This is a genomic window from Bacillus sp. bc15, from assembly GCF_900142585.1.
GTDB classification, from domain to species: Bacteria; Bacillota; Bacilli; order Bacillales; family Bacillaceae_G; genus Bacillus_A; species Bacillus_A cereus.
Genome location: NZ_FRBJ01000002.1, coordinates 486110 through 510878, shown reverse-complemented (window position 1 = coordinate 510878; position 24769 = coordinate 486110). Strand labels below are relative to the sequence as shown.

Here is a 24769-nt window from a genome sequence, read left to right as displayed (position 1 = left end):
AAGCCCGCCTACGGAAATAGGTGGGCTTTTTTTACTTATAAAGAAAAGACAACCTGTAAGGTGTCTTCCTTCGATTTGAAACATTTTACTAGGTTAAGTTTTTGTGATAATAAACTCTTTTAATTGGAATGAACCGGAGTAGTACATCACTTTATTCTTAAGCATCATTCTCAACAAAAGTGAAGATTTTCATTATCTTTTTAACTACAAAGGGTAATAATTTAGAAGCTAAAAATGCAAGTACGAAAGCAATTCCCCATGTTTTCATCCATGATTTGAGAAATAAAGCTGTATATCCAACATTCATTGAAACCATGACGAAAGAGATAATACTAGATATACCTAAAATCATAAAGATATTAAAAATTATTGGTTCGAATTTTTTATTGATTTTCAAAATTAACACCTATTTTCTATATATGCTTTGCCGCCCAATTTCACCAACATCTAATCTTACAGTTTGAAATCTAGGTTGTCCAGTTTGTTTTACTTTTCTGCAATAGCAATATTATATGGAATAGAGTTTCACCATATTGCTATTAAACTAAAATTTTAAGATTGCACCTAAACGAAATTTATAGTATCGAAGTTCATTTTGGAGAGGGATGTAATACTACATCTTACACTTAAACTGCACATTGCGTATTTTTTATGAAGAAAAGACACTCATATAAAAGTGTCTTTTCCGATAGTTTTTTAGCAGAAGCAAGCAGCTCCAACGATGATTAATAAAATGAACAATACAACTAATAAAGCAAATCCTCCAGCGAAGCCACAGCCACCACAACTACCACCAAAGCCCATAACAGTTCCTCCTTTTAATAGGAAGGGAAAACCAAGGGGTCACTCATGTGTTTTAACGGATTCCATTTACTTTATGCTTTTACGAATGAATGGAGCAGGTCCTTTTCAAAATAGATTTATCCCGCTATTTGTCGGGGAGTAAGACCTCTATTGGCGAGGGCTGATTTAAAGTTTCACTTTATTCTTTAAGAGCGAATAAATAAAAAACAAAATATCCAAAAATATAGATAGAAATCCGCTTTTATACCTTTCAATAAAAGAATACTAGCATTATCTATTATAAGGAATACTTGTCCTTAATTGTAAATGAAAGGGGGGAATTGGTATGAGTTATGGCTATGGTCACCCTCCAAAAAAATGCTGTGAACATCATAATGAAACTTTATCAACGGGTATATTACGTAGACATTCCGCTACGTTATTTCTTACTGTGGATGCTATGAATGTTGATCCCGACGATACTCGTAGAGTAACTGTTGAAATGTTTGATTGGTCATCTGGTTCTCCGGTATTGTTACCATTAATAGACCCTTCAACGCAAACATTGCCACCTAATCGATATGTTACTTTTCGTTCAGCAGCTCTTCCTCCAGCACTTTTTGCTTATGAAGTAAGAATCATTCGTCCGAAAGATAGAGATGTTGTTACGAATGTTTTTGGTCTTAGTGCAATCGTATTTAACCCACAAGAAGGAAATAATGTTTTACAACATGATTTAGCAAAATTAGACCTTAAATAGCTTTTATAAAAGTCTATTTATTGAGCATGATTAAAAAAAGAGTAGGATGTAATCCTACTCTTTTTTTAACGTTAACTAGAATTTTAAAAGAAATCCTTCATCATTTTAGCATCTTTAATATTCACTATCACACCTTCTACCTTATCTTTCTTCTCATTTTTAGCGATTGTAATTTGTTCCTTATTATCAACCCATACAAGAAATTCTTCTTTTGAGTCATCTTTATATGTAACGGTAATAGTAGAATGTGCAGATTCTCTCTTTTTTTGATCTAAAGTGATTGTTTTAGGTGTTCCATTTTGAACTGCTGAAACGATAGATTTTATCATTTCTTCGTTATCTGTTTGAGATTTGGAAGTAGTATGATTTGTTGTTTTTAGTATTTCAATGTCTGAAATATTTGCGGAGTTTAATTGAAAGGTATGTTGTGTGTGTTCTTGCTTAACTTGTGAAGCTTTATCTGTAGCCGAGGTGTTTGTACAATCTATTAAAGTGAAAGATAGAGCGGTTAGAGCGCATATAGATATGATTTTTTTCATAGTATCCCTCCTCAAATTCAATTATAACAATTTTCTGTTAATTTAGGTGGTTATTGTAAGGAGAAGATGTTTTAAAGTGGTAAATGATGTTGTTCATTTTCTATTAAAATTAAAATTCACATAACTTTTTTCATATTTTATGTTTAACATTTCGAAAATAGGTGTACTACATATAATATAACAAATAATTCATTTTAAAGGAGGAAGTTAAAGATGGAAACGAAGTATAGTAAACCTTTTGTATATGAATTTATTACGGAGAAAGAGGTCATGAATGCGGCAAATGATCTAGTGAAGAAAGGAATAGAACAAAAAGATATTTACGTGTTAACACATGAGAAAGAGAGGACAGATAGAATCGCAGATAATGCAGACGTGAACACGATTGGAATAAAAGAGGAAGGACTTGGGACAAGCATTATTAACGTCTTTCAAAAAACGGGAGATCAGTTAAGAAATAAGATGCAGGAGTTAGGGCTTAATGAGGAAGAAGCAAACTTCTACGAAGAAAAGCTAGATGAAGGGAAAATCTTGTTATTCGTTAAGGATTTAGAAAGAGTCGGTGAATGGTTACACGAAAGAAGATGCATGTATTCTATTTAATTTTGTACCCTTTACATCTATAAATCTATTACGAAAAGGAGATGGGAAATATGAGTGAGAGCGGGCTGAAAGAACAAATTACTGGTAAAGTTGAAAAGAAAAAAGGGCAATTAAAAGAAGGAATTGGTGAAGTTACAGAAGATAGAGAGTTGAAAAATGAAGGGAAGTGGGAGAAGACGAAGGGAACTATAAAAGAAAAAGTCGGAAAAGTGAAACAAAAGATAAGTGATGGATTGGATAATAAAGAATAATACATGTTTATCAAGCTTTGGTTAAACACCAAAGCTTGATAAATCCATTATAAAAATATATAGGGGGTCTAATTGTGGGACTTATTATTACGTGTATTGTAGGTGGACTTATTGGTGCGTTAGCTGGAATGATTACGGGAAAAGACTTTCCTTTAGGTATAGTTGGTAATGTGATTGCTGGTTTGATTGGATCTTGGGTAGGTAGTGCGTTATTTGGTCATTGGGGTCCTGAATGGGGAGGCATTTTTGTTCTTCCAGCGTTATTAGGTGCAATCGTCTTTATTTTAATCGTTACATTCTTCTCTAGAATGCTGCGGAAAGCGTAAGTATGATAATGAATAATAATCTTAAGTTTATTATATATAACTATAAAGTGAATGAACTGATAAATATACATAAAAAAGCATCCAATTAATTTAATTGGATGCTTTTTTAATGTAATCTGCATAGGAATAAGCGGGGGATGAAGGCCCCGCTCATTGAAATTACACTTTTTATTATGTATTAAACCATCGTCACTTTTTCACAATTATTTATTCTTACGACCTGCCTCGGTTCTATATGAGATAAGTCCTCGCTATTACCTATATCAACTACAATTGTATTTGTTAGTATGTTAATAATGGAACCAACTAACGTTGTAGCATGATCGTGTCGATAAGAAAATTGAACAAAATCTCCCTTTTTAAAGTTGTGCTCTTCCATAGATAGATCCCCCTAAAAATAATGTTTATACATTATACATACACAAATTTATAAGGTTTAAACATTCGGTAGTATTTTTTAAGTGTTAAGCCGAGAAAGGTGTAGAAAATTTATTTATAATGAAAATAAAAAAATATGTTTAAAACTAATTTTTATGGGTAATTAAATAGTAAAAGTTTGAGATAAGGGGGCGGAAATGATGAATTTGGAAATAAATATTTTGCAAAATGATGTAGGTTATACGGTACAACTTAATGGTGAGATTGATGCGTATACGGCATCAGATTTAAAAAATAAGGTAATGCCTATTACAAGTGAAAAAGAGGTTCATATTGTAGTAGATTTTCATAACGTAGATTATATGGATAGTACTGGTTTAGGTGTTTTTATAGCGCTATTAAAAGCAGTTAAGAAAAATGATGGAAAACTAGAGTTTATCGGTGTATCTAAAAGATTAAAAAGATTATTCGATATTACAGGGTTAACAGAAATATTAAATTTGAATTCCGATTTTGAAAAAGTAGAAAGAAGGTGACTAGGGATGATGGAGAGATTTGAAAAGATAGAAATGAAAATTCCTGCAAAGGCAGAATATGTGGCTATTATTCGTTTAACAATGGCTGGTGTTGCGAATCGAATGGGCTTTGCTTATGACGATATAGAAGATATGAAAATTGCTATTAGTGAAGCATGTACAAACATTGTACAACATGCATATAAAGAAGACGTTGGAGAAATTACAATTGTCTTTGGCTTATATGAAGATCGATTAGAAATTATGGCTGCGGATAATGGAGTTAGCTTTGATTTTAATAGTTTAAAAAGTAAAGTTGGTCCGTATGATATTAATAAACCAGTAGAACATTTGCCAGAAAATGGTTTAGGTTTATATTTAATCAATACGTTAATGGATGATATACAAATTATGCATGATGAGGGCATGACAGTTTTAATGACAAAATATATACAAAGAGAGCAGGTGGAGAATGATGGAAATCCAATCTCAACCTACAACTCTTACTAAAGAAGACGTTATTAAGCTAATTGCAGAATTCCAACAAAACCAATGTAATGAAGCGCAGGAAAGGTTAGTTGATCATTATAAAAATCTCGTATATTCCATTGCATATCGTTATTCAAAAGGCGGGCCGATGCATGAGGATATTATACAAGTAGGTATGTTAGGGCTCTTAGGTGCAATAAGAAGGTATGATTATTCGATAGGGAATGCTTTTGAGCCTTTTGCAATACCTACGATAGTAGGGGAAATAAAGAAGTATTTACGCGATAAAACTTGGGGCATTCACGTTCCAAGACGAATTAAAGATTTGGGCGGGAAAATTAAAATTGCGATAGAGGAGTTAACAGATCACCTGCAACGTTCGCCGAAGATTATAGAAATCGCAAATCATTTAGGACTATCGGAAGAGGAAGTTCTAGAGATTATGGATGCTAAAAATAATTATCGAGTATCTTCCTTAGATGATGTAGTTGAAAATGCATCTGATGGTAGTTCGGTAGCGAGAATTGAATCTGTAGGTGAAGTAGAGCAAGGATATGAACAGACAGAAAGACGTCTCGTTTTAGAGGATATTTTTAACGTATTAAATGATACGGAAAAGAGTGTTATTCATTATATATTTGGAGAAAATTTAAATCAAAAAGATACAGGAGAACGGTTAGGTATTTCGCAAATGCACGTTTCTCGTATTAAAAGACAAGCGATAAGTAAATTGAAGCAAGCCGCATTTTTAGATACATAAAAATTTAAAATAATTATGTTTAAAACATGAGAAAAGGGGTACTTATTAAGTATAGGAGGAGATATGAAAATGTCACACGATGTGAAAGAACTAATCGAAGGATTGAATGAAGATTTAGCAGGAGAATACTCAGCAATTATTATGTATAACCATAATGCAGCTACAGTTTCTGGTATATATAGACAAGTGTTAAAACCTTTCTTTGAATCTGAAATTAGTGATGAACAAGGACATGCCCTATATTTAGCGGAGAAAATTAAGACGCTAGGTGGTACACCTACTACGATCCCTTTACCAGTGAAACAAGTAGAAGATGTTAGAGAAATGTTAGAATCCGCTAGACAATCAGAATATGAAACAATTAAGCGTTATGAAACGAGAAAAGAACAGGCAGCGAAATTAAATATGACAGAGTTAGTTGTAAAACTAGAAGATATGATTGCAGATGAAACTAATCATATGGAAGAATTAGATCGTCTTTTAAATGATAAAGCAATGGTGTTAAATTAAAAGTAGAAATTTATAGAGTGAAAGAACAAATTCCTATTTCTAGGGGTTTGTTCTTTTGTTGTATAAATATGTTTGAGTAAGAAATTTTCATTTTGTAACTGAGTATGTAATACTAGAAAAATAGAAAATGATAATAGATTTACATTTTAAATAAGAAAAGGGGAAATAACTTGTGTCCATTTTAATTGTTGATGATAATCCGGTTAACATATTTGTAATTGAGAAGATTTTAAAACAAGCCGGATATCATGATCTTGTATCGCTCAATTCTGCACAAGAGCTCTTCGAATACATACAGTTTGGAAAAGATTCTTCCAGGCATAATGAAATTGATTTAATACTATTAGATATTATGATGCCTGAAATTGATGGACTTGAAGTTTGTAGGCGATTACAAAAAGAGGAGAAGTTTAAAGATATCCCTATTATTTTTGTTACAGCTTTAGAGGATGCAAATAAATTGGCCGAAGCTCTTGATATGGGGGCAATGGATTATATTACGAAACCTATAAATAAAGTTGAACTATTAGCACGTATGCGTGTAGCGTTACGCTTGAAATCGGAATTAAATTGGCATAAAGAACAAGAAGAAAATCTTCGGAATGAATTAGATTTAGCTACGCAAGTACAAAGAAACTTATTAAGTAGCCCATTAAGAGAAGATTATATAAAAATTGAAGCAAGTTACTTACCTTCATTTAAATTAGCTGGAGATATGTATTATTGGTATAAAATCGATGAAAACCGCTACGGTATTATATTATTAGACGTGATGGGACATGGTATATCTGCTTCATTAGTTTGTATGTTTATTTCGTCTGTATTACGTGAAACGATTAAATCTTTAATCGATCCAGAACTTGTCATTAAAGACTTAAATAAATATATGACTCTTTTACATAATGAGAATGACGATATTCCATATTATTTTACAGCGATATATTTAGTAGTAGATACAGAAAAGAGAACGATTGAATATGTAAATGCAGGGCATCCTTCTGGATACGTTTTAGTTGATGAAACAAATATGGTTGAACTAAATCGCGGGAGTTGTGCGGTAGGATTTTTTGATGAAATAAAAGTTAAAAAGACAGTTATACCTTTTGAGAAGAGCGCTCAAATCGTATTGTTTACAGATGGTGTTCTTGAAGCAATTGCAAATGATGAATTTGAGGCTGAAGAGAAATTACGTACTTTTACAGAAAGAAAATGGGGAGATTTAGAAGGCGAGATAGAAGGGTTTTACAAGGAAGAACAAAAGAAAGCGCAATCAGATGATATGTGTCTAATTATGATACAAACGAATGCGAAATAAAAAGCGTATGAAATCCAAACAGAGGATTTCATACGCTTTTTATTTCGCATTAACGGGCAGTAAGACTCCTACCAAAAAAAATAGTCTGAAGCAAAGAAGGTAGGTGGGAGATCAACTGCCCGTAAATGCCCGATTGGTTCAACTAATAATCAGTGGGGGATACCCCCACTGATTAAAGTTTCACTTTATTGTATTTTTTGATAAATTTGTTCACTAGGATTAAATTGGGTATAATGCGGCATTATATTTGAAAAACGAAGAGTTTCTTTATTTCCTAAACATAGAAATCCATTGTGACTTAAGCTTTCATAAAATAGTTGCTGCACTTGATTTTGAAGTTTACTTGTAAAGTAAATTAAAACGTTACGACAAAGTATAATATGAAACTCGTTAAAAGATTGATCGGTTACTAAATTATGCTGTGCAAAAATAATGTTTTGTAACAGTGAAGGATTAAAATAAGCAAAACGATTATCTGTTGAATAATAGTTAGAAAATGCTTGTGTACCGCCAGCTTGTAAATAGTTTTTCGTATAAGTTTGCATTTTATTTAACGGGAGGATAGCTTGTTTTGCTTTTTCTAACACATTTGTATTCATATCTGTTGCGTAAATAACCGACTTTTCACTTAATCCTTCTTCGTGAAGTAAGATGGACATCGATAATACTTCTTCACCAGTTGCGCATCCAGCATGCCAAATTCTAATTTCAGGTTGCTTTTTCAATTCAGGAATAACATGCTCTCTTAGCGCTTTAAAAAAGGCAGGGTTACGGAACATCTCAGTTACATTAATCGAGAAATCATTTAATAACTGTTCTAAAACCCCTTCCTCGTGAATTACTTTTTCAATTAATTTTGAAATGGTTGGGATATTAGAGAGCTGCATTCGATTACAAATCCTTCTATAAATAGATGTGCGAGCATATTGGCGAAAATCAAATCCTGATAGTTTAAATACCGCTTCCAATAGTAATTCAATTTCTAAGTTCGTGCGCTCATCCGTATCTACTGATGGATCAAAATTATAATACTTATTTTCCACTCCAACTAAACCTCACTTATTTTATTAACCATACACTCATTACCGAATAGAGTTGATGTAGGTTTAATGGTTTACTTATATAATCTGAAGCGCCAGCAGATAAACATTTTTCCTTATCATTTGGCATTGCTTTAGCAGTTAATGCGATAATAGGTATTTCATGTAACCCTAAGTTCATTCGGATATTTTCCATCGTTTCATAACCGTCCATATTAGGCATCATAATATCCATTAAAATAAGGTCAATATTTGTATTGCTTTTTAGTATTTCTAAACACTCTATGCCGTTTTGGGCAGTAATAATGTTGGCATTTTGTTTTTTTAATGCATTTTGTAACGCAAATATATTTCGATGATCATCATCGACAATTAAAATGTTTTTCTCTTGGAAGACGTTATTTGTTTCGGTAGTACCGATAGTTTCTTCAACAACTTCAGCAGGAATAACATCTTCTATCGTTGCTGCGACTTCTAAATTGGATAACTGTATATCATGTAATCCATTTGGAAGGTTAGGAATATATACTGTGAAAGTACTACCTTCTCCTACATTACTCTCTAACGTAATCCAACCACCTAACAATCTAGCAAACTCTTTACAAATAGATAAACCTAGTCCTGTGCCACCATACTTTCGAATCGTTGCTCCATCTGCCTGTTGAAAGGCTTCGAAAATAAGTTGATGCTGTTCTTTAGCGATACCAATACCAGTATCTTTTACTGAAATTGTAATCCAATCTTTACTTATAGACTGCATATCATGACTTAAATTGGTTGTTTCTATTGAATCGAAATGTAAAGAAACGGATCCTTTTTCCGTGAATTTAAATGCATTGGATAATAAGTTTTTAATAATTTGCTCAATCCGTTTTGCATCTGTATAAAACAGATCAGGAATCGTATCACTGTCTTCAATAGTAAATTCGACATTTTTTTGTGCAGCTATATGTAAAAAGTTTTGATGCATATTGGCTGCCATGTCACTTATGTTCGTTGCTTCAAAAATGATGTCTAGTTTGCCTGCTTCTACTTTAGATAAATCTAGTATGTCATTAATTAAAGTAAGTAAGTCTTTCCCTGATGAATGAATGACAGTTGCTAGTTCAATTTCATCATCCGATAAATGATTATCATGATTTTCTCTTAACATTTCAGATAATAGTAAAATACTATTTAACGGTGTGCGTAATTCATGTGACATATTTGCTAGGAACTCAGATTTGTATTTTGAGCTGCGTAACAACTCGCTTGCTTTTTCTTCTAATTCTGATTTGGTAATTTGTAAGTCAGCTGTCTTTTGTTCAGCTTCTTCAGTTCTAGACTCTAATTGTTCATTCGTTGTTCGTAATTCTTCAGCTTGCATTTGTAGTTCTTCAGCTTGCGTTTGTAATTCTTCTGATTGAACTTGTAACTCTTCTGTCATTGCTTGTGATTCATGTAAAAGAGTTTGAATTCGCATACGTCCTATAATGCTATGGATTGTTAAACCTAGATTATCAATAGTTTGTTGAATTAAATCTTGATGTAAGTCTGAAATCTCAGTTACACTTACTAACTCCATTACTGCAATCACCTCATCCTCAAATAAGATAGGGATGACTAGTAGATTTTTAGGACGTATTTCTAATACTCCGCTAGTGACATAACGAAACTCTTCGGGTATATCCCTGAGAATAAAACTTTTCTTTTCTAAGGCAGACTGTCCAATGAAACCTTCACCCATTTGAATGGATTGTTTCCCAATATCAGCACCTTGATCGGCGAAAGAAGCTTTTTTCACATAGTAGACAGTTTCTTCATATTCTTCACGTACATAAAATGCACCGCAAGAAGTTTGCGTTTTTTGTATAATTCCACTAAGAATTTTTTTACCTAACATCTCAATAGAAGATACACCTTGATACATTAAAATTAATTCTGCAAGCTCCGTTTGTAACCACTCTCTTTTCGATATTTCGTCTAGTAGGTGATTCGTTGTATGAGCAAGATCTTTTATTTCATCATGTGTATTTACATGAATTCTTTCCGTAATTTTTTCTTTAGAAGAAATTGATTTAATAGCTTGAATTACATTTTTAATCGTTTTTGTAATGGAATTCGAAATATAGAGTGAAACGATAATGGAAATAAAAGAAAGTAAGAACAATAAACTGTATAACCAAATCTCTAATTTATTATTTTCAGTATCTAATTGTGCTGCTCTTTTTTTCGTTAATTGCTCCTCAGTGCTACGGAAGTTAGTTACCTGTGACTGTAAGGACTGAATTTGAGTCGTGTCGATTGTTTGTACATTATTACTATTATTATTTGTAATAAGTGGGTGAATCTCTTTATTAATCCAACTAGTAATGTTTTCGTTAATCTGTTTTAATTTTTCTTGCTGAGAGGGGTTATCCTCTAATAAAGAAAAAAGATCTTGATAATGTTTTTCGTAATCCTTTTCCGCAGAGTTAAGGGATTGCACGTAATTAGGGTTATTAGAAATGATAAACCCTTTCGCTTTATTTTCAATTGTTAGTAACTCTTTCTCCACTTGATTCGTCAAATTGAGAACTTTAAAATCATGATCAATAATAAAATTACGAGATTTTTGTAAGTTGGAAATCTCATTGTTTAACATAATGAAAGAAACAAGTAAGAACAAAATGATAACTAAATAACCAGCCATAATTTTGTAGCGAATACTAAATTTTGCTTTCGAGTTCATTAAAAATTCCTACCTTCAAGGTTATTAAAACTTTTCTATTTTAAAGAATGAAAAACGTAATATATATTATATCAGTTTTCATAAGGCCAAACTAGAAATCCCCCTATTGTATTAGGGGGTTCTTTTTTTATAGAGGAAATCATTTTGAAATATAAAAACATATATGAAAGGTAGTAAACGAGGGAATAGAGGATAACAAACATTCTAAGAAGGGAAGAGTGTTCTTAAAGCTCTTTTTGCATCTATTCCTTCAAAAATAAATAATATAAGATCTTTCTTTTTTACAGTAAGGAAAAAGGATACTAGAGTGCTTAAATTTTTGATTGATGTCATTGTTCCATGTTTACTTATAAACAAATTAGCTTGAAATGTTGTCATTAAAGCATAAAAATGATGAATCTGAGTTATTGTAGGTGTTTCATTATAAGAAATAGTAGTAGAGTGAATGGCGTTCATCGTAATATTCCTTTCCATATAGTAAGCATAACAATATAAACATACCCGTTTTAAAAAATGTTAAACATATAAATAAGAAAAAATATAAGTATAGTTTTTTTACGTTTAGAAAAGGTTAGGAAGGGTATACATATACTACAAAGAGATTGATTGAAGATGAATTGTAAGATGTCTATGTTTAGTAGATTAGTCTATCAAAATATACTTTTACTTTAAATAAAAAGGAGCCTGGTATACATGAATGAAATGATGATTGATATTACATTTGATTTAATTTACTTGTTAAGTAGTTCACTTGTAGTGCTTTTACTATTCGCTTTCTTCGTAAATGGTTATGTTAATAAGAAGATTAGTGTATACAGAAATGAAGAAAAATAAAGATACATTATATAAAACTTTAGGAGGTTAATAGTTATGAATGTAGATAGAAAAATAGTAGGTGTTTTTAGAACAATTGATGATGCGGCACTCGTTATTAATGAATTAAATGATAAAGGATACTCAGCAGAGAATATTTCAGCTATTGCGAAAGATCAAAAGGAAATTGAACACCTTGAAGAAAAATCGGGTGAAAAAGTGAATAGCGAAACTGCACATAAAGCAGATATCTTTTCAGCGACAGGGCTTGTAGCTGGAGGGGTAGCAGGCGGGCTTGGTGGATTATTAACAGGTCTTGGTGTACTTGCCGTTTCTGGAATGGGTCCAATTGTAGCAGCAGGACCAATCGCAGCAGCTATTGGAGGAGCCGGTATTGGCGGAGGAGCTGGAAGTTTAATAGGAGCATTTATCGGCTTAGGAATCCCTGAAGACCATGCTAAAAAGTATGAAGAATATATTTACGATGGCAATATATTAATTTTAGTAGATGCAAAATTAGACGATAAGTTAGAAATCTATAAAATATTTGATAAGCATAATGCCTATAACTCTGATTTCTTTAAATAAAATATAAACAAAGTGAATATCGTTTTTTGATCTTACAACTTTGGCGCGGCCGAGGAGTCGTATGACTATAAGAGAGGAAGGGCTTATAGTAAAAGATCAAGTTCTATCATGTTATTTAAAAGGGAAGAGGTGCCTTTTCGTGATTGTAAAAATATTAAAGGATAGCAGTAATAGTTTCCTTTGTACAGTTCAAAACAAAAATGGAGACCAGTATGTGAAAAAATGGTTTAGTAAACATGAAAATAACAAAGAATTAGGGCGACCAACTTTTAAAGAAGTAGAAAAGGATTGGAAAGAAAATAGAGAATCGTTTATGTATCCCAATATTAAAGCACTTTATTAAAATTAAACATAATGCGCGCTTTATTATTACAAAACTGTCACATTCCTGTAAGGTAATTCAATGGATTAGATACTTTTTCCATGTCATAATAAAGACATAAGAAAGCTTATCAAAACTACAACTTATTAGGAGAGTGTCAGTCATGATTGTAACAACAACGTCTGGAATTCAAGGTAAAGAAATTATTGAGTATATCGATATTGTAAATGGTGAAGCTATTATGGGTGCAAATATTGTCCGCGATTTATTCGCTTCAGTTCGTGATGTTGTCGGTGGTCGTGCTGGTTCTTATGAAAGCAAGCTAAAAGAAGCTCGTGATATCGCAATGGATGAAATGAAAGAACTCGCAAAACAAAAAGGTGCGAACGCTATCGTTGGTATTGACGTAGATTACGAAGTTGTTCGTGATGGAATGTTAATGGTTGCTGTAAGTGGTACAGCTGTACGTATATAAGTAAATAAAAAACAGGCTCACCCCTTGAAGTTTATGCTTTGAGGGGGTTTTTTGTTTTTAAGTTGTAGAAGTAAACTCCAGTTGCAAGGGTAAAATGAAAAAGAGACAGTGATGCTACATATATGTAATGTGAGTGCAAACTTTATAATAAAGTTGTTATTTGAGATAATGGAAGAATTAGTGGTATAAATAATTTTATAGATAATAATCAAAATAGAGAAGACAGAATGTTCATGGATGGAATAGTTAGGGGGGATTTTCCAATCTGTAATAAAAAACGGAGGTACCGAGAGCGGTTTACAGATGTCTACTACATAAAATTTATAATGGATTGGAGGCAATTTTTATGTTTTGGTTAGGAGGCTTTTTAGGATACATTGTAGGTTCTATTACTACATGTGCGCTACTTTACTTTGGTTATAGAGCCGAGAAGAACAAAAAAGCGGATATGCGAAAGAAAGAGGAGAGAAACATCAATAAAAAAGGTGTATAGGATGTGGAAGAAAAATTGATAACATTGATGCAAAAATAAAGGACAGTTACATATTTTATATGATTACTATGTACTGTCCCGCTTATTCCTTTTGGATTAACAAAAATTGTTTCCTGTCTTGCTATAAATTTTATAAGCAAAAAATCCAAATAAATAGCCTATTCCGGATCCTAAACTAATTGAAAGCAGTGAGAAATCTGGGGAAAACATGCCGAAAATCAAACCAATTATACAGCCAAAAAGCATTCCTATAGGTATTAAACTATCTAATAACAGTTGAGCTTTTTGAGATTTTTTCTTACCTAATTTTCCTTCTTTATATTTCCGTTCCATTCTTTTTATTACAAATACTACAATTCCACCAACTATTAAAACGGGCGCGATTGCCGAAATGAACCACATATTAGAAGCTCCTTTCGTATTTTAACCAAATTATACCATGTAATAACATTTTTTAGTTTAAGCGGAGATAAGATTTTTTGCTTCTCCTTCCTTTTTGTTCATGACTAAAGTTAATAGGAGTAAAATTAAGCTTAAAAGTGCCATTATAATAAAAACTTGCGTATAACTATCAAAATAGTCACGAGCGATTCCAGCTAGGACAGGAATGAATCCGCCCATAATATATCCTCCTGATTGCATCATAGCAGTCCATGCACTTGCATCTTCTGAAGTTTTTGTTTCATATAGTGGCAGCATAAGAGCGAGTGGAAATACGCCGCCGAGCCCGATCCCTAGTAAAATAGAAGGGGTCCATGGTGTAGTTAGTGGGTAAATCATAAGCGATAAACCTACGAGTACAAAGCATATACTTCCTAATAACCAAAGTGCTCTGTTTTTATAAATATCCGCTAATGTTGGAATTAAAAAGCTACATATCATTTGAATCACTGTAAAAACAGTTATAAGAGTACCCGCTTGCTCGCTACTCACACCCATACTTTGATTTGCTGGCGCAAGCCAAGTCGTAATGGAATAAAAGATTCCTGATTGTAGTCCGAAAAAGATTGTAAATAACCATGCTTTTTTATTTCTTAAAGGCAATTTATTATTCTTTTTATTTTGTGTGCTCGTCTTCTTTTTTCGTTTCATAATGGGATACCAAAATATAATGGCGATAATAGTTAGTGCACCCCAAAAAGCGAGTGCCATATTCCAAGATCCTTTTAATACATGTTGTAAAGGAATCATTAATCCTGCACTTAAAGAAGCACCAGTACCCATACCTACTGAATATATTCCAATCATTAAGCCGATTTTCGTAGGGAATTTTTCTTTAATAAAACCTGATAATAACGGACCTGCAAGTGCAATTCCAATACCGATAAATAAAGAGCTCGCGAATAATGTGGAAATAGAAAAGGTAAAAGCTCTCATACATGTTGCCAAGCCAATTAAAATAAGACAAGCCATAATTGATTTTTCTGCCCCGTATTTCTTAATTACCTTCCCAGTCAGTAATGCGAATGTCCCCATACAAAAAACAGGAATAGCTGTTAAAAAACTAACGGAAAAATTGCTTATATTTAAGTCTTGTCGGATTGTTTCTAATACAGGTGAAACAGATGTAATTCCGATACGTAAATTAATAGAAACAAAAAATAGCGCTAGTATATACAAATAAGTTCGTTCTTGATGTTTCAATTTCATTTTCTCCTCTCTTAAACATCAGATGTTATTGAGTATATCATCTGATGTTTTTGTGTAATAGATAAGGAGCTTATTTCAGCTCCAAATTTTGAACAGCGTATTTTCGTGCTTCTTCAGTATTTTGTTTTAAAATCGCTTGGAATAACTTTTCATGAATGTCAGAGTTATCTTCATAGTTCGCTGTATTTAATATGAATTGGCTTAAAATGTGACGAAGGGCAGGTACGAAAGATTGATACAAATCAAGTAGAACTTCGTTTTTGCTCGCCTTTGCAATGGCTAGATGAAACTGAATGTCTGCATCTATGTATGCTACATAATTTCCTTCTTGAAGGGCATTTTTTCTTTTATTCAAATGTCCTTTTAAGTATAAAAGATCCTCGTCGCTTCGGCGCTGTGCCGCTAACATCGCTACTTCTTTATCTAACATATTTCGTGCTTCATACACATGATTTATATTAGCTGCTTGTAGTCGTTTTTCAAATGAATCTTGCGTTATATTAAGTGAGACAATACGAGTACCTTGTCCTTGTCGAACTTCTAATATGCCAGCATGTACTAATATTTTTATGCTTTCTCGTAGCGTTGAGCGTCCTACCCCTAACTCTTCCATTAATTGCGGCTCTGTAGGGAGGCGATCACCAACTTCATACTTCCCAGAAAAGATTTTCTCTTGTAGACGTTCCAATACTTCATCGACTAATTTCCGCCGAGAAACTTTTGAAAAAGATTTCTTTTCGTTCATATTCATCTGCTCATCTCCTGTTATGTTCGCTTTTATGATAACCAATATAAGTGCTGTTGACAATGTTATTTTTAGGTAGTTGAAGCCGGGATATCAAAATTAGGTTTATAAGGCATAAAAAAATCAATCAAAATAGAGTCTTCAATTGCATTCAATAACTCGTCAAAAACACTTTCCCTTTCGTTTTCTCAGCAGATTGCACAACATCAACTGCCGCTTTCACATCTGCTAAGTCATACGTAGAATGTACCGTCATAAAACACAATTGCTTATTTTCTACTAAACGAATTAAGTGACGAAACGTTTCTTGCCATTTATATGGTGACACTTCATTATTCCAATGTCGTAAATGAAATATGTTTGCGTGTACTTTTGCTCTCGTGACAATCTCGGCCCAGTTTACTTGTACGCCCGATAGGAGACCTATCGTTAAAAAATGCCCGTTTGGACGTAAGGAGAAAGCTAATTCATTTCCATCCGGTCCTCCGATGGAATCAATTGCAGCATCCGCACCGAGCCCGTTTGTTAATGACATAACTGTTTCATAAAGCGGGGTAGTGGAAGTATCAATTACATATGCAGCACCAAGGCGCAGTAATTCTTCTGTATGCTTATTATTTCTTGTAACAGCAATTAATCGGAAATTTAAAATTTGTGATAACTGCGCAAATAGATGTCCAATAGCGGATCCACAAGCATTCACTAATAAAACATCATTATGCTGTAAGTTTAGCGTTTCTGTACATGTAACCCACGCAGTAAGAGGATTAATATACATTTGTGCCGCTGTAAAATCATCAATGGAATCAGGAACAGGGACTACAAAATCAGCTAATGTCTTCACATATTCTTGCCAAGTACCTTTCCCGCGTAAAGGTAACACACGTTTACCGATAAGGTCTCGAGAAACAAAAGCGCCTACATCTTCTACAATACCAACACCTTCATAACCAGGTATGTTAGGCAAAGGGATTCTATGTGCGTATGCTCCAGTGATGGGAATTAAGTCAGATGGATTAATCGGTCTAACTAGCATACGAACGAAAACTTCATTATCTTTCAGTGGTTCTATATTTTTATATTCAACTTGTAATACGTCTTTTGGATTGCCAAACTTATGAAATTGAATGCATGTTCCAAGCAAAGTAATTTGCCCCCTTAGTTTGATTGGGTTTATTATAGCATTTTTGGTTTGGGCGATTATTTTGTTAGTGATAAATAGGGTTTTTAATTTACGTATTTATCGGAATTTTATAAAATGTTTATAGAACTATAAAATGGGGGGATTTCTTCATGTGTACTAGTTTGACGTTACAAACAAAAAATTTCCAGCATCTTTTTGGGAGAACAATGGATTTCACATTAGATATGAATCAAGAAGTAATAATCATTCCTCGGCGTTATCAGTGGAACAATATAACTGGTGAAACGATCCGAGCGAAAAAGGCTGTTGTCGGAATGGGAATTAATTTTGGAGGAAGGGTCATGATGGCGGACGGAGTAAATGAAACTGGTATGACATGTGCAACTCTCTATTTCCCAGGATTTTCTACTTATAGTAATCATATAGATAGCAATAAAACGAATGTAGCACCATTTGATTTTGTGACTTGGAGCCTCACGCAGTTCAATTCTGTTGAAGAATTAAGAAAATATATTGATAACATTGCCTTTATAGATGTGCCATTACCAGTTTTAGGAATTACGCCACCGCTACATTGGATTTTAGCAGATAAATCGGGAGCGTGTATTGTACTTGAGCCGACAGCTGATGGAATAAAAGTGTATGACAATCCAATAGGAGTAATGACTAATAGTCCGGAGTTTAATTGGCATTTACAAAATTTAAGACAATATATTGGACTTAAATCGCAGCCATTTGCGCCAACTGAGTGGGGAGATGTACCATTAAGTGCTTTTGGCCAAGGTTCAGGAACAATGGGACTTCCTGGAGATTTCACCCCGCCATCAAGATTTGTACGGGCAGCATATGGCAAACAAAACATTCAAAGTATAGAGAACGAAGAAGAGGGGATATCGGCTATTTTTCATATCTTATCAAATTGTGAGGTTCCTAAGGGGGCAGTAATAACAGAAGACGGTATATTAGATAATACGATCTATACAAGTGCAATGTGTATGGAGTCTGGAACATATTATTACCATACTTACGATTGTAGACAAATTATAGCCATTCATTTATTCAATGAAGATTTAGATACAGCTGAGATTAAAACGTATCCGTTCCAGCGGAAGCAAAAAATCTTTTATGAAAACTGATAAAAACACCTCCATTGAATTTGCATACTTAGTATGCGAATTCGGGAGGTGTTTTTCTATTAAGCCGAAGCTTTCTTCATTCTCTCAAGTAAACTAGATAACACATGCGTACGATACGATTCTAGTTTTTTACCTTCATAAGTACGGATACCTAATTTTTTAAGTTCTTTTACATACCAACCTTTGCTTCCGAAATACATGTGATCGCTCCCCTTCAACTTTGTTTTTATTTGTTCTGATTGCATATGGAGGTACAGGTAATATAATGAAGGAAATGAATTTCGCGCGAAAATGGTTAACTTTGTTGCAAAAGACATATATACTAAAGATAGTATACAACGAGGTGGACAAGACGTGATTATAGAGAAGCACGAAATTCAAATTGACCAAATTACTAGCGGTAAAGTGAATATCTTTACTTTCTATAGAAATAGAAAGCAAATTGATGATCATTTTTTACGATTGCAAGAACCATCGCTTACAGCAAACTACTTCTTCCATTTTCATTTTGATGCAGAGAGCTTGCATCTACTGCAGGAAGAGTTTCCAGGCGTATATCCGTACGACGGTAGTGAAACGATTCACGACTGGACGGAAAAGATGAAAGCTGAATTGCAACATCAGATCCAAACAGGTAAATGGAATAAACGCGTACGTATTGGTAATCGCATTCTAGATGTGGTGTTTACGTGGTGTGACGAAGATATAGTAGAGTGAAAAAGAAGCGGATGACGCTTCTTTTTTTTAGCGCTGGAATAAAACGAGCTTACCTGCAGTAGATGTACAGCGATGTGTTTTTTCATACAATCCTTTTTCTTGTAAAATAGATTCACCTTTTGCTTTTGCTTCTTTTTCAGTTGCCGCCTCGAATGATTCGTCTAATGCTTTTGAACCATCTTTTTCAAAGACTGTTAGAACGTATACTCCCATGAAAATTCCCTCCAATAATTAAAATCAGAATCTTATAATTATTTTGACATAAAACGCTACAATATGCAAAGAAATATATGACATTGCGTGGTAAAATAGAATGAAACTTTAATCATCGAGAATATTTTCATTCTCGATGATGATTAGTTTTCAGCGATGTTAATTTTAATAAAATGAAACTTTTGAAAGATAGAAAGGATCGTTATTTGTGAAACAAGTAAAGTTTATACATGCGGCTGATTTGCATTTGGATAGTCCGTTTAAAGGAATGGAGATGAATGTTGCGCAGTCTGTTTGGGAGAGAATGAAGCAAAGTACGTTTGAATCATTTGAGCGTATTGTTGATAAAGCGATTCAAGAGCGCGTTGATTTCGTATTACTAGCTGGGGATTTGTATGATGCGGAGACGAGAAGTTTGAGGGCGCAAGTGTTTGTGCGTGAGCAAATGAAGAGACTTTCGCAGTACGATATCCCTGTTTTTATTATTCACGGTAACCATGATCATTTAGGAGGAAGCTGGGCAGCGATTGAGTTTCCGGAAAATGTTCATGTGTTTACGGAGCCTTACGTAGAAGAGAAATCATTTTATAAAAATGGTGAGCTATTAGCTTCTATTTATGGGTTTAGTTATTTGCAGCAAGCGGTAACGGATAATATGACAGCGCAGTATACGAAAATGAGTGATGCGCCTTTTCATATTGGCATGCTTCACGGAAGTGTGGAAGGAGATGCAGAGCATAATCGCTATGCACCGTTTCAAACTCGTGAGTTGAAAGAAAAACAGTTTGATTATTGGGCTCTTGGCCATATACATAAACGTGAAATTTTATCAGAAGAGCCATACATTATTTATCCAGGGAACATACAAGGTCGTCATCGTAAGGAAACAGGTGAGAAGGGTGCGTACCTTATTGAACTTACGAAACAAGGAACGCATTGCTCATTTTTCCATACGGCAGATGTTGTATGGGATGAGATCGAAGTTTGTATTGATGGACTTGAAACTGTTGATGAACTTATGACGAGCATGTCAACTGCGATGAATGAGTGCCGAAGAGAAGAGGAAGGGACGCTTTTAACTGTCGTATTCACAGGGCAGGGCCCACTTTCTCCTTATTTGCGTGACGAAAAGCGTGTGGAAGAGATTTTTCACATTTTAGCATCTGGCGAAGAGCGAAAAGATTTCGTATATGCAATGAAGTGGAAAAATGAGACGGTTTCTTTTGCAGAAATCGAACGTTTGAAAGCGGAAAATCATTTCGTCGGTAGTGTGCTAAAGGAGCTAGAAGCTTTCACAAATATGGACGGCGTGTTGCGCACCATTTGGACATCTCCTGTAGCGCGTAATAGTATTGAATCTTTTACAGAAGACGAGAAGAAAGAGATTCAAAAGGAAGCAGAAAATATTATTTTAGAGCAATTATTCCAGCAAGAGAGGGATAAAAAATGAGAATTGAAAAACTCCATATTTATGGGTACGGAAAATTAGAAAATGTGGAAATGGATCTTTCCTTGCTGACGGTGCTATACGGTGAAAATGAAGCGGGGAAATCGACAATTCGCTCGTTTATGAAAAGTATTCTGTTCGGTTTTCCGACGAGAGGACAGCGCCGTTATGAGCCGAAAGAAGGCGGGAAGTATGGCGGTGCGATGACTGTACAAACAGAGCAGTACGGCCGTTTGAAAATTGAACGATTGCCAAAGACGACAGCTGGCGAGGTGACCGTTTATTTTGAAGACGGGAAAACGGGCGGCGAGGAAATTTTAAACGATATATTAAGCGGGATGAATGAAAGTTTATTTGAATCGGTCTTTTCATTTGATATGCATGGTCTTCAAAATATTCATCAGCTCGGCGAAGCGGATATTGGCAATTATTTATTTTCAGCAAGTGCAGTCGGAAGCGATGCGCTATTACAGTTAGATAAAAAGCTAGAAAAAGAAATGGATCAGCGTTTTAAACCGAGTGGGCGTAAACCGGAAATTAACGTGTCACTGCAAGAGATGAAGAAGCTTGAAGAGAAGATGAAAGAGTGGCAAGGAAAAATTGGCACGTATGAAAAACAAGTGGAGCAGTTAAAAGAAAGTGAAGAGAAGCTTGCTTCTGTTCGCGGAGAGAAAGAGAGTGCAGAAAGGCGAAAGCAAGATTATGAAATATTAGCAGCGCTTGAGCCCCTCGTTATTGAAAAGCGTGCGCATGAGAAAGTGTTAGAAAATGAGAGCGGGCAGTTTCCTGTAAACGGAATGGCGCGCTATGAAGCGATTAAGGCGAAGATGGAGCCGCTTCAGTTACAAGTTGATTCGCTCCATAAGAAAATCGAGACAGTGCAATCGGAAATTGCCTCGATTCAAATAGATGAAGAGTTTTTACAAAAAGAAAGTTATGTAGAAGAACTTCGTATGCAACATATGTCTTACGAAAATGCACGCCAAGAAATGCGTGATATGACAGGAAGTATTGCGAATATAAAAAAAGAAATTGCAGAACTAGAACAGCAAATTGGTGCTACTTTTGAAAAGGAAGCGGTTCTTGCGTTTGACATGAGTTTGGCAACGAAAGAATTAATTACGCAAACCGTGCAAAAGGCACGTGAATTAGAAACGCAAAAAGCACAGCTTGATGATCGTTTTAAAGTAGCGCAAGAGCAATTAGAAGAACAAGAAGAAAATATAAGACAGATTCAGAAACAAATGTTAGTTGATGAAGAGCGAAATACGTTAGTTGAGAAAGAGAAATCGTTCCAAGATGCGGCGTTTATCGGTATGGGCGCAGAGAGAATGAAGCGCAAGTATGAGGAAAAAGCAGGAGCAGCTATGCAAAAGAAAAAGCAGTGGCAAAGAATTTGTCTTCTGTTACTTCTTATTAACACGCTTGTTTTATTCACGAGTTTATTTATTGATAACCGCCCGCTCTTATTTATTAGTGTTATTGTTTTTGTAGGGATTGTCCTTGCTCTTGTTTTATATAAAGATCCATCAAGCGGATTACAAGAAGAGCTTCTTACTCTTCGGCAAAGTGCTGGCGGAAGACAAAGTGAAGAAGCGCTGTCTGTGCGCTATCAGTTAGAAAAGGATGAAGAAATTCGTAAGCTATTTGAGCGTGAGTCTTATAAATTGCAGCAAATGGAGCGAGCTTATGATAAAGTCGTTTCATCGTATGAGGAATGGGAGAGAGAAACGTTCCAGGCGGGAGAACAAGTAGATGCATATAAAACGCGCTATATGTTCCCAGAATTTTATACGTATGCACACATATTGCCAGCGTTTGAGCGTATTGAAAAAATGCAGCAATTATATCGTGAATTAGATAAGCAAGGTACGCGAAAATCTTCATTATATGAAATGATTTCGCATTTTGAACAGAAACTAGAAACTGTTATCGGTAGTGCGGAGTATAGTAAGTTGTATGAGGCGCAAAGCCTTATGCAAAATGAGAAAGAGAAGAGACAAACTTGTAAGCAGCTGAAAGAGAAGCTAGCTGAATGGCAAGAAGAATATGAGTTCATGCAAGAGCAATTGAAACAACTGCTAGTAGAACGAAATGCATTATGGAATATTGCAGAGGCTACAGATGAAGAGATGTTTTTAGAAGAAGGTAAACTGGCGGAAAAACGTGAAGATGCTGAGAAACAAGTAGTGCGTTTATTACCGCAAATTGATCTGTTGGAACAGCGTTTAACGAGCTTGTCACTAGCTGAACATTACGAAGCTGACGGTTATGAAGAGAAATTAAAGAGAGAAATGACAGTCGTGCAAAACTGCCTGGCGCAAGAGAAAGAACTGACAGAGCGTATTGCGAAACATCGTATGGAAATTGCGAATTTAGAAGAAGGTAGTACGTATGGCGATTTAATGCATGAATGGGAAATGAAAAAAGCGCAATTGCGTGAACAAGTGAAGAAGTGGGCTGCTTATGCGGCCGCAAAAACGGTGTTAACGAAAACGAAGCAATATTATCATGAAGTGCATCTGCCACGTATTTTACAAAAATCAGAAGAGTACTTTGTGTATTTAACGGGCGGACGCTATAGTAAAATCTTTTCACCGTCAGAGTCAGAGCCGTTCATAGTTGAGCGTAACGACGGTATGCGTTTTTACAGTCATGAACTAAGCCAAGCGACAGCGGAGCAGTTATATTTATCGTTGAGATTTGCACTTGCGAAAACATTTGAACACGATTATCCATTTATTATTGATGATAGTTTTGTGCACTTTGATGCGGTAAGGACGAATCGAACGATTGAACTAATAAAGGAAATTGCAAAGGATAGACAAGTCATATTCTTTACATGTCATGCGCATTTACTTGCGTATTTTACAGAAAAACAGATTATAAAATTAACACATATGCGTAAAGAAAATGAGTTGTAGTGTGCTATACTAAAAGTAACTGATTTGGTGGAGGAATTCGAATGAAAAAGAAAATTGCAGAGTATGAAGTTGGTGAACAAGTCGATGTTTTCTTGTTAATTAAAACAGCGACAAAAGGTCTAGCAAGTAATGGAAAGCCATTTTTAACAGTAATCTTACAAGATCCAAGTGGAGATATTGAAGCGAAGCTATGGGACGTATCACCAGAAGTTGAGAAACAATATGTAGCAGAAACAATCGTTAAAGTAGCTGGTGATATTTTAAATTACAAAGGCCGTATTCAATTACGTGTGAAACAAATCCGTGTTGCGAATGAAAATGAAGTAACAGACATCTCGGATTTCGTTGAAAAAGCACCAGTGAAAAAAGAAGATATGGTTGAGAAAATTACACAATACATATTTGAAATGAGAAATCCGAACATTCAACGTCTAACAAGACATTTGTTAAATAAGCATCAAAACGAATTTTTAGAATATCCAGCAGCGACAAAGAACCATCACGAGTTCGTATCTGGACTAGCTTATCACGTCGTATCGATGCTAGATTTAGCGAAAGCTATTTCAAATCTATACCCATCATTAGATAAAGACTTACTATATGCAGGCGTTATTTTACATGACCTTGGTAAAGTAATTGAACTATCTGGCCCAATTTCTACAACGTATACGTTAGAAGGAAACTTACTAGGCCACATTTCTATCATGGTGAACGAAATCGGTAAAGCAGCAGACGAATTGCAAATCGATGCAGAAGAAGTATTAATTCTTCAACACATCGTCCTTTCTCACCACGGAAAAGCAGAATGGGGTAGCCCAAAACCACCATTAGTAAAAGAAGCAGAAATTCTGCATTACATCGATAACTTAGATGCAAAAATGAACATGATGGACCGCGCATTAGGACGCACAAAACCAGGCGAATACACAGAGCGTGTCTTCGCACTTGATAATCGTTCGTTCTATAAACCGACGTTCCATAATTAAAAGTGTGAATAAAGTGGCCTTATTAAGTTTTAAAAGCTTAGTGAGGCTGTTTTCTTTATTAAAAATTAAATGAAATAGTTAAGAAGTACGCATGGGGTTAACGAAGAACGATTAAAACATATCTCACCACTAGAATG

32 protein-coding genes are annotated in these 24769 nt (G+C 34.5%); 19 read left to right on the top strand and 13 right to left on the bottom strand.

The window, feature by feature from the left end:
- Nucleotides 1-157: 157 nt before the first annotated feature.
- Complete coding sequence (locus tag BUA87_RS12490; RefSeq protein ID WP_000700210.1) at nucleotides 158-397, bottom strand: DUF2798 domain-containing protein; 240 nt, start codon at nucleotides 395-397, stop codon at nucleotides 158-160.
- Between the two features lie 299 nt (nucleotides 398-696).
- On the bottom strand, nucleotides 697-804 hold the full coding sequence (locus BUA87_RS12485; RefSeq protein WP_000505670.1) for a YjcZ family sporulation protein: 108 nt from the start codon (nucleotides 802-804) through the stop codon (nucleotides 697-699).
- 325 nt (nucleotides 805-1129) lie between these two features.
- Between BUA87_RS12485 and BUA87_RS12480 the strand changes: the two genes are divergently transcribed.
- Nucleotides 1130-1543 carry a hypothetical protein gene (locus BUA87_RS12480; RefSeq protein ID WP_000120208.1) on the top strand — a complete coding sequence of 138 codons (414 nt, stop codon included), beginning with the start codon at nucleotides 1130-1132 and terminating at the stop codon, nucleotides 1541-1543.
- A gap of 83 nt (nucleotides 1544-1626) precedes the next feature.
- Here the strand turns inward: BUA87_RS12480 and BUA87_RS12475 are convergent, their stop codons facing one another.
- The gene (locus BUA87_RS12475) at nucleotides 1627-2082 is read right to left on the bottom strand and encodes a hypothetical protein (protein ID WP_072939820.1); all 456 of its coding nucleotides are present in this window, start codon (nucleotides 2080-2082) and stop codon (nucleotides 1627-1629) included.
- Between the two features lie 213 nt (nucleotides 2083-2295).
- Here BUA87_RS12475 and BUA87_RS12470 point away from each other — a divergent pair, with 213 nt between their 5' ends.
- From BUA87_RS12470 to BUA87_RS12460, 3 genes are all read left to right on the top strand, one after another.
- On the top strand, nucleotides 2296-2685 hold the full coding sequence (locus BUA87_RS12470) for a YflT domain-containing protein (protein WP_016125605.1): 390 nt from the start codon (nucleotides 2296-2298) through the stop codon (nucleotides 2683-2685).
- Nucleotides 2686-2735: 50 nt separating this feature from the next.
- Nucleotides 2736-2936 carry a CsbD family protein gene (locus tag BUA87_RS12465; protein ID WP_053565102.1) on the top strand — a complete coding sequence of 67 codons (201 nt, stop codon included), beginning with the start codon at nucleotides 2736-2738 and terminating at the stop codon, nucleotides 2934-2936.
- Nucleotides 2937-3010: 74 nt separating this feature from the next.
- Nucleotides 3011-3262: a GlsB/YeaQ/YmgE family stress response membrane protein gene (locus tag BUA87_RS12460; protein ID WP_000522903.1), complete on the top strand. Its 252-nt coding sequence runs from the start codon at nucleotides 3011-3013 to the stop codon at nucleotides 3260-3262.
- Between the two features lie 178 nt (nucleotides 3263-3440).
- Here BUA87_RS12460 and BUA87_RS12455 read toward each other — a convergent pair whose 3' ends face one another.
- The gene (locus BUA87_RS12455; RefSeq protein ID WP_029442044.1) at nucleotides 3441-3641 is read right to left on the bottom strand and encodes a hypothetical protein; all 201 of its coding nucleotides are present in this window, start codon (nucleotides 3639-3641) and stop codon (nucleotides 3441-3443) included.
- A 196-nt stretch (nucleotides 3642-3837) separates the two neighbouring features.
- Between BUA87_RS12455 and rsbV the strand changes: the two genes are divergently transcribed.
- The 5 genes from rsbV to BUA87_RS12430 all read left to right on the top strand — a co-directional run bounded on the left by rsbV (nucleotide 3838) and on the right by BUA87_RS12430 (nucleotide 7229).
- A complete protein-coding gene (rsbV, locus tag BUA87_RS12450; RefSeq protein WP_002106052.1) occupies nucleotides 3838-4176 on the top strand; it encodes an anti sigma b factor antagonist RsbV in 339 nt (112 codons plus the stop codon).
- Between the two features lie 6 nt (nucleotides 4177-4182).
- A complete protein-coding gene (gene rsbW / locus BUA87_RS12445) occupies nucleotides 4183-4665 on the top strand; it encodes an anti-sigma B factor RsbW (protein WP_016513181.1) in 483 nt (160 codons plus the stop codon).
- Nucleotides 4628-5404, top strand: a complete 777-nt coding sequence (gene sigB, locus BUA87_RS12440) for an RNA polymerase sigma factor SigB (protein WP_072939818.1) — start codon at nucleotides 4628-4630, stop codon at nucleotides 5402-5404. Before rsbW ends, sigB begins: the two co-directional genes overlap by 38 nt.
- Nucleotides 5405-5473: 69 nt before the next feature.
- Nucleotides 5474-5914: a ferritin-like domain-containing protein gene (locus tag BUA87_RS12435; RefSeq protein ID WP_000017755.1), complete on the top strand. Its 441-nt coding sequence runs from the start codon at nucleotides 5474-5476 to the stop codon at nucleotides 5912-5914.
- Nucleotides 5915-6086: 172 nt separating this feature from the next.
- Nucleotides 6087-7229 carry a fused response regulator/phosphatase gene (locus BUA87_RS12430; RefSeq protein ID WP_072939815.1) on the top strand — a complete coding sequence of 381 codons (1143 nt, stop codon included), beginning with the start codon at nucleotides 6087-6089 and terminating at the stop codon, nucleotides 7227-7229.
- A 185-nt stretch (nucleotides 7230-7414) separates the two neighbouring features.
- On the opposite strand, the gene BUA87_RS12425 is transcribed toward BUA87_RS12430, so the two are convergent.
- From BUA87_RS12425 to BUA87_RS12415, 3 genes are all read right to left on the bottom strand, one after another.
- On the bottom strand, nucleotides 7415-8272 hold the full coding sequence (locus tag BUA87_RS12425) for a CheR family methyltransferase (RefSeq protein ID WP_000429043.1): 858 nt from the start codon (nucleotides 8270-8272) through the stop codon (nucleotides 7415-7417).
- Nucleotides 8273-8288: 16 nt separating this feature from the next.
- Nucleotides 8289-10979: an ATP-binding protein gene (locus BUA87_RS12420; RefSeq protein WP_072939812.1), complete on the bottom strand. Its 2691-nt coding sequence runs from the start codon at nucleotides 10977-10979 to the stop codon at nucleotides 8289-8291.
- A gap of 204 nt (nucleotides 10980-11183) precedes the next feature.
- A complete protein-coding gene (locus BUA87_RS12415; protein WP_000991350.1) occupies nucleotides 11184-11435 on the bottom strand; it encodes a hypothetical protein in 252 nt (83 codons plus the stop codon).
- Between the two features lie 237 nt (nucleotides 11436-11672).
- Between BUA87_RS12415 and BUA87_RS31340 the strand changes: the two genes are divergently transcribed.
- The 5 genes from BUA87_RS31340 (at nucleotide 11673) to BUA87_RS31335 (ending at nucleotide 13670) form a co-directional block, all read left to right on the top strand.
- Entirely contained in the window at nucleotides 11673-11813 is a 141-nt protein-coding gene (locus BUA87_RS31340) for a hypothetical protein (RefSeq protein WP_001004567.1), read from the top strand.
- A 36-nt stretch (nucleotides 11814-11849) separates the two neighbouring features.
- On the top strand, nucleotides 11850-12380 hold the full coding sequence (locus tag BUA87_RS12410) for a general stress protein (protein WP_001100092.1): 531 nt from the start codon (nucleotides 11850-11852) through the stop codon (nucleotides 12378-12380).
- A 139-nt stretch (nucleotides 12381-12519) separates the two neighbouring features.
- Nucleotides 12520-12723, top strand: a complete 204-nt coding sequence (locus BUA87_RS12405) for a DUF4028 family protein (protein ID WP_000635853.1) — start codon at nucleotides 12520-12522, stop codon at nucleotides 12721-12723.
- Between the two features lie 142 nt (nucleotides 12724-12865).
- Nucleotides 12866-13177 carry a YbjQ family protein gene (locus BUA87_RS12400; protein WP_000637510.1) on the top strand — a complete coding sequence of 104 codons (312 nt, stop codon included), beginning with the start codon at nucleotides 12866-12868 and terminating at the stop codon, nucleotides 13175-13177.
- Nucleotides 13178-13523: 346 nt separating this feature from the next.
- Nucleotides 13524-13670: a hypothetical protein gene (locus BUA87_RS31335; protein ID WP_000498642.1), complete on the top strand. Its 147-nt coding sequence runs from the start codon at nucleotides 13524-13526 to the stop codon at nucleotides 13668-13670.
- Between the two features lie 96 nt (nucleotides 13671-13766).
- Here BUA87_RS31335 and BUA87_RS12390 read toward each other — a convergent pair whose 3' ends face one another.
- From BUA87_RS12390 to BUA87_RS12375, 4 genes are all read right to left on the bottom strand, one after another.
- Nucleotides 13767-14072: a hypothetical protein gene (locus BUA87_RS12390; protein WP_072939808.1), complete on the bottom strand. Its 306-nt coding sequence runs from the start codon at nucleotides 14070-14072 to the stop codon at nucleotides 13767-13769.
- Between the two features lie 57 nt (nucleotides 14073-14129).
- Nucleotides 14130-15320: an MFS transporter gene (locus tag BUA87_RS12385; RefSeq protein ID WP_072939804.1), complete on the bottom strand. Its 1191-nt coding sequence runs from the start codon at nucleotides 15318-15320 to the stop codon at nucleotides 14130-14132.
- 70 nt (nucleotides 15321-15390) lie between these two features.
- A complete protein-coding gene (locus BUA87_RS12380; protein WP_001056900.1) occupies nucleotides 15391-16071 on the bottom strand; it encodes a FadR/GntR family transcriptional regulator in 681 nt (226 codons plus the stop codon).
- A 145-nt stretch (nucleotides 16072-16216) separates the two neighbouring features.
- Entirely contained in the window at nucleotides 16217-17209 is a 993-nt protein-coding gene (locus tag BUA87_RS12375; RefSeq protein WP_072939802.1) for a zinc-dependent alcohol dehydrogenase family protein, read from the bottom strand.
- Between the two features lie 149 nt (nucleotides 17210-17358).
- On the opposite strand from BUA87_RS12375, the gene bsh reads away from it, so the two are divergent.
- Entirely contained in the window at nucleotides 17359-18345 is a 987-nt protein-coding gene (gene bsh / locus BUA87_RS12370; RefSeq protein ID WP_072939799.1) for a choloylglycine hydrolase, read from the top strand.
- A gap of 59 nt (nucleotides 18346-18404) precedes the next feature.
- On the opposite strand, the gene BUA87_RS12365 is transcribed toward bsh, so the two are convergent.
- Entirely contained in the window at nucleotides 18405-18545 is a 141-nt protein-coding gene (locus BUA87_RS12365; protein ID WP_000273536.1) for a YflJ family protein, read from the bottom strand.
- Between the two features lie 154 nt (nucleotides 18546-18699).
- On the opposite strand from BUA87_RS12365, the gene BUA87_RS12360 reads away from it, so the two are divergent.
- Nucleotides 18700-19062: a hypothetical protein gene (locus BUA87_RS12360; RefSeq protein WP_000582776.1), complete on the top strand. Its 363-nt coding sequence runs from the start codon at nucleotides 18700-18702 to the stop codon at nucleotides 19060-19062.
- Nucleotides 19063-19089: 27 nt separating this feature from the next.
- On the opposite strand, the gene BUA87_RS12355 is transcribed toward BUA87_RS12360, so the two are convergent.
- The gene (locus tag BUA87_RS12355; RefSeq protein WP_000539552.1) at nucleotides 19090-19275 is read right to left on the bottom strand and encodes a YhzD family protein; all 186 of its coding nucleotides are present in this window, start codon (nucleotides 19273-19275) and stop codon (nucleotides 19090-19092) included.
- Nucleotides 19276-19483: 208 nt separating this feature from the next.
- Between BUA87_RS12355 and BUA87_RS12350 the strand changes: the two genes are divergently transcribed.
- The 3 genes from BUA87_RS12350 to yhaM are packed head-to-tail and all read left to right on the top strand — an operon-like array spanning nucleotide 19484 to nucleotide 24632.
- Nucleotides 19484-20725, top strand: coding sequence for a metallophosphoesterase family protein (locus tag BUA87_RS12350; RefSeq protein ID WP_072939795.1), 1242 nt, complete (start codon nucleotides 19484-19486; stop codon nucleotides 20723-20725).
- A complete protein-coding gene (locus BUA87_RS12345; RefSeq protein ID WP_072939792.1) occupies nucleotides 20722-23646 on the top strand; it encodes an ATP-binding protein in 2925 nt (974 codons plus the stop codon). The genes BUA87_RS12350 and BUA87_RS12345 overlap by 4 nt, the downstream gene beginning before the upstream one ends.
- Before the next feature lie 41 nt (nucleotides 23647-23687).
- Nucleotides 23688-24632: a 3'-5' exoribonuclease YhaM gene (gene yhaM / locus BUA87_RS12340; RefSeq protein ID WP_000726652.1), complete on the top strand. Its 945-nt coding sequence runs from the start codon at nucleotides 23688-23690 to the stop codon at nucleotides 24630-24632.
- Nucleotides 24633-24769 lie beyond the last annotated feature (137 nt).